3 protein-coding genes are annotated in these 4,805 nt (G+C 30.5%); all 3 read right to left on the bottom strand.

Translation table 11 applies throughout. From position 1 onward, the window contains the following. Positions 1–339: 339 nt before the first annotated feature. On the bottom strand, positions 340–1,242 hold the full coding sequence (gene rbsK, locus BMY82_RS09100; RefSeq protein WP_091976238.1) for a ribokinase: 903 nt from the start codon (positions 1,240–1,242) through the stop codon (positions 340–342). Between the two features lie 119 nt (positions 1,243–1,361). Next, positions 1,362–2,345: a LacI family DNA-binding transcriptional regulator gene (locus BMY82_RS09095; RefSeq protein WP_091976237.1), complete on the bottom strand. Its 984-nt coding sequence runs from the start codon at positions 2,343–2,345 to the stop codon at positions 1,362–1,364. A gap of 258 nt (positions 2,346–2,603) precedes the next feature. Then, positions 2,604–4,805, bottom strand: a 2,202-nt coding sequence (locus BMY82_RS09090) for a cell wall-binding repeat-containing protein (protein WP_091976236.1), incomplete at its 5' end; no start/stop codon positions are given.

Here is a 4,805-nt window from a genome sequence, read left to right as displayed (position 1 = left end):
CTTGTTTAAACGATTAATCAATTGCTGTAAAACAGCTTATTGAATTAACCTGCTGTTCAATTTTCAAAGTTCATCTGCCGCCTCTCGACGACTTATTAATAGTAACATATCTGAAGTTTTTTGTCAATACTTTTTTATTTTTAAATTTGACTTTTTAAAAACTTCTTTTTTATGCACTCCTTTTTCAAGGACAAGTAATAATATACCACTTTATATTATTACTGTCAATATTTTTTGCCGATTTTTTTTATTTTTTTCTAAAGGCAATACTATATTCTATTAAACTAGTTTATTAAGGCATAAAAATAGATAAAATCCTCTTTTTATGCCTATTATCTCTTATAATTTCCATTTATTTTTATAGTTTTTATTATTTTTAAGTTCCTCAAGCCTAGGCATACCACCTTGTGCTCCCATTTTTGTTACAGATTCACTTGCAGAAAGATTACCTAATATAATAGAATCTTCTAATGATAGATTATTTACTAATCCCGTTGCAAATCCTCCTATAAATGTATCTCCTGCACCTGTGGTATCTACTGCATCTACTTTAAACGTTTCTACTAGATGGCTTTCTTTTCCATCATTAAAGAATACTCCCTTAGATCCCATTGTTACAACAAGTTTATTGGGATGCTTCGCTACTGCCTCTTCTATACTTAAATCAGGATAAAGCAGTTTACATTCACTTTCATTAGGTAATAAATATGTCGCTTTTTCTAATATAGAAGCTTTTAATTCTCTATATGGTGCTGGATTCAAAATAAAAGGTATCTTAGCCTCTATACAAATTTCAGCTAGAACTTCTATAGCATCTTCAGAAACTTCATTTTGAGCTATGGCTATATCACAGGCCTCTATAGTATCTTTATTTTTTCTTACATATTCACCATCTACTTTTCCATTTGCACCAGGAACGTAAACTATAGAGTTATCTGAATCTGCTATCGTTATCAATGCTGCCCCAGAAGACACTGAAGTAACCGATTCCACACACTTTACATCTACAGAATTCTTTCTTAGATTTTCTAATATATCTTCTCCAAAACTATCTACGCCTACCTTACCTAACATCACTACATTTGAGTTTAGCCTAGCTGCAGCAACAGCCTGATTAGCTCCCTTTCCACCAAACGTAGTGAAAAATTCATTTCCTTGAACTGTTTCTCCAACATTTGGTCTTCTATCTGTTATAGCTACAAAATCTGTTGAAAGACTTCCTAAAACTAATATTTTTTTCATAATATTCCTCCTTATGCAGTCAAATCATTCAACTGCTCTTCTTTTAATTTTACCACAGATATAAATCACTCTGCATCTATAAAATTATAAATACAGAATGATTTATATTTAAACCATATTTAAAAACTATGCTTTTCAGATCTTGTAGAACCATTTTTTACAAGTGACGAAAATAGTTGTATTTTACTTTCTTTGATTTCTTTCTTTTCTATCATATCAATTAGCATTTCTGCTGATTTTTCTCCAAGAAGTACACCATCATGCCTTACAGTTGATAGTTGTGGATTTGATAATTTTGAAAATATTGTATCGTCATAACCCACAATCTGAACATCTTCCGGAACTTTTACTCCAGTTCTAGCCATATGAAGAGCAACACATAGGGCAAATAAATCATTACATGCTATTATTGAGTCATATTTTTTATCTGATTCATCAATATAATCTACTAGCGCCATAGCAGATTCAAAGTCACTTCCTTTAGTGTAGTAAACATCATAATCTACTCCGTTTATTTCAAGGACTTCTTTAGTTCCTTTTAATCTTTCCATTGATGTTTTTATCTCTTTTACTTCCGAAGCGATTAAAACTTTTTTAGCATTTCCTTCAACAATAAGTTCTGCCGCCATCTTACCACCATTTTCTTCATCATAAACAACAGTATGATCAAATGAACTACTGGCTCTGTCAACTCCAACTATTGGACACTTTATCTTTTCATATATATCTGAGGTTCCTATAGCAGATATTATTCCTGCTACATTATTTGTCATAAAAGATTCAATATATTTTTTTTCATCTTCATTTTTAGATACATTACTTATAATTAAATGATATCCTCTATCATTACACACATGTTCCACACCTGTAATTATATTATTGAAATACGGGTTGTCTATTCGAGGAACAAGAAGTCCTACAAGCTTTGATGTCTTTTTATATAGCGACCTTGCAACTTCATTAGGCGTATAATCTAAAACTTCTACTGCTTTAGCTATCTTTTCTTTGGTATTCTCACCTACATATCCACTTTCATTTATATATCTTGAAACAGTAGCTACTGAAACCCCAGCCATAGCTGCCACATCTTTTATAGTCGGCATTTTATCCCCCTTTCTAAAATAATAGTATCTTATGATTAAATATTTTTCTTATTTCAAAGTAAGTTCTTATTTCCTTTAATAATCTATTATTATTATATCAATAAAAATAACATTATCATAGAATAACTATAAGTTTTATTAATATGTTCATTGAAACTCTTAGGAAGTAATTTTTCTTTTATTAAAAACAATTTTTATGGTATAGTCTATATAAAAGTAAAAAAGAAAGTGGTAAAACCACTTTCTTTTTTATATTATTTATTTCTTTTTAAACTGACTTCTATCAATTGTACTATTTCCACCTACAACTTCAAATTTCTTCAGCTTTTTCAAATATTCTCTGACTTCTTTTGGTGTTTCATTTTTTCTTGTAAGTATTATAGGAGATTTTTCTTTTCCTGTTATACCACCTATTGAAAGAGCATCTGCAAATCCTTCTCCTGAAGCTATTATAGCCTTGTTTGAGAAAGGATATCTATACTGCGCTACCAATTTAGAAGTTTCATATCTATCTTTTCCACTTAGCCTATTTATATTATTTCCTAATTTCTTTACTACTGAATCATCTACAGACTTATTTCCACCTACAACAACTAAATCCATTCCCTTAGCTCTTCTCTCTGTACTTTCTGAAATCGAACTAGACTTTGTTAAAAGTATAGGCGTTGAATCTGTACCTGCTATAGTTGCTGCTGATAGGGCATCTGAAAATCCTTCTCCTGAAGCTATTATAGCTGACTTGCTTACTTTACCCATATCATTTAACTTATCATATACCTTATTTGCAGTTTCATACCTATCTTTTCCATGTACCCTCTCTATATCCTTTACATTTAAAGAAGATATACTTGAAGATGACACTGAGTTTTCTCCACCGATTACAATAAGCTTTGTTGCACCTAATCTTTCTATTTCATTCTCCACTTCTTTGCTTACAGAATTACTTTTAACTAAAAGTATAGGAGCATTTAGAGTAGAACTTAAAGATGAAGAAACTAGAGCATCTGCATAATTGTATCCATTTACAAGTATTACTGTATCAGTTTTTGAATAGTGCTTTCTACTTAATTCTACTGATGTTTTTTCTCTGTTCTCACCTGCTATATTTTCAATATGTTCTATACTATCATCTTTCTTTTCAATATATTTAGATGATGAACTAGAAGATACTGATGATGAAGGTAAACTAGATCCATCTTTTTTATCTTCTATTTCAGCTATTAATCTTACTGATAGTTCATTTGGGTTACTTATATTTTCAGGAAGTTTTAACTTTCCATCAAACACCAAGCTGTTATCTTTTGACTTTTGATTATTTAATGTCCACTCAACATCTACATCTACAGTTTTTTCATCATTTTTTTCTTTATCTTTATTTCCGCTTATTGGGCAAGTTCCATCTGGACAAGTTCCATCTGATACTGGTTTTTCATCTTCTACTTTTGAACTCTTCTTTTTAACTGTTATTGTCAGTATTTCATAGTTATCTTCTGGCAATCTATATTCTGTTTCACCGTCTTTAAGTTTCTCTAGAGTATATTTTTTATAACTTGTGTCAGATAAATCTTTTCCAAATCCTATAGAAGTAATATATCCGGCAGAATCATAGTTTTCTGAATATGCATTTCTACTTACCATCTCATACTCATCGCTATCTAAAACAACTTTCATATTTCTCGTAGTTCCATCTAAGTTATACTGTAAATGTCCATCTTTTGAACTTCTAGCTGGAAGATTATTCTCAGAAGTTTCTGTTTCAGTATGGAACTTCAACGGCTCTCTTACTATATTTCCTTCTGTATCTTTTATAAGAAAATCTATCTGCTTTCTTTTTGCAAATCCACGCTCTCCTGTTTCTACTACTTTAATGGATTTTTTAAGCATAGGATTTAAAATATCAAGGCTCTGTAGTGAACTACTTCTTTCGCCTGTATCTGTTTCACCCTTTTTCTTTAGGACTAAAGTTACTGCTTCTTTGTCTACAGTAGCTCGTCCATCTTCTCCAAAACTATCTATAGATATTTTTTTATTATCATATATATCTTTTCCATATTCCAAACCATTTATTATTGAAGTCATATCTGAAGAACTGTATTTTTCTTTATATGCATTATAATCTATCAATTCATATTCATCATCATTAAGTTCAATAGTATTTTCCCCATCTGTTCCAAGTGGAGTAAATTCTACATGACCATTTTTTGAGAAAAAGTTTTTACTATACCCACCTGAATCTTTCTGATTTGCAATGAATTTAAGCCCATCTTTTTTGATAATATTGCCTTTTAAATCTTTAATTACATAGTTTAACTTTTTCTTTTCTACAAAACCATTTGCTTCAATTTCTTTCGAAGTATCCTCTGCTGAAGGCTCTTCATCAGAATTATTTGGAATAGATGGCTTTGGTTTTTCCAAGTCTATATCTGGATTTGGATTCTCTACTGGTTTAGCAGATTTCTT

The sequence above is a fragment of the Peptostreptococcus russellii genome, from assembly GCF_900110295.1.
Taxonomy (GTDB): domain Bacteria; phylum Bacillota; class Clostridia; order Peptostreptococcales; family Peptostreptococcaceae; genus Peptostreptococcus; species Peptostreptococcus russellii_A.
The sequence above is the reverse complement of the archived record's forward strand: the minus strand, read 5'-3'. Positions and strand labels throughout refer to the sequence as shown.

Excerpts from the sequence above, each read along its gene's own strand:
- rbsK (WP_091976238.1), bottom strand. The coding sequence starts at position 1,242 with ATGAAAAAAATATTAGTTTTAGGAAGTCTTTCAACAGATTTTGTAGCT.
- BMY82_RS09095 (WP_091976237.1), bottom strand. The coding sequence starts at position 2,345 with ATGCCGACTATAAAAGATGTGGCAGCTATGGCTGGGGTTTCAGTAGCT.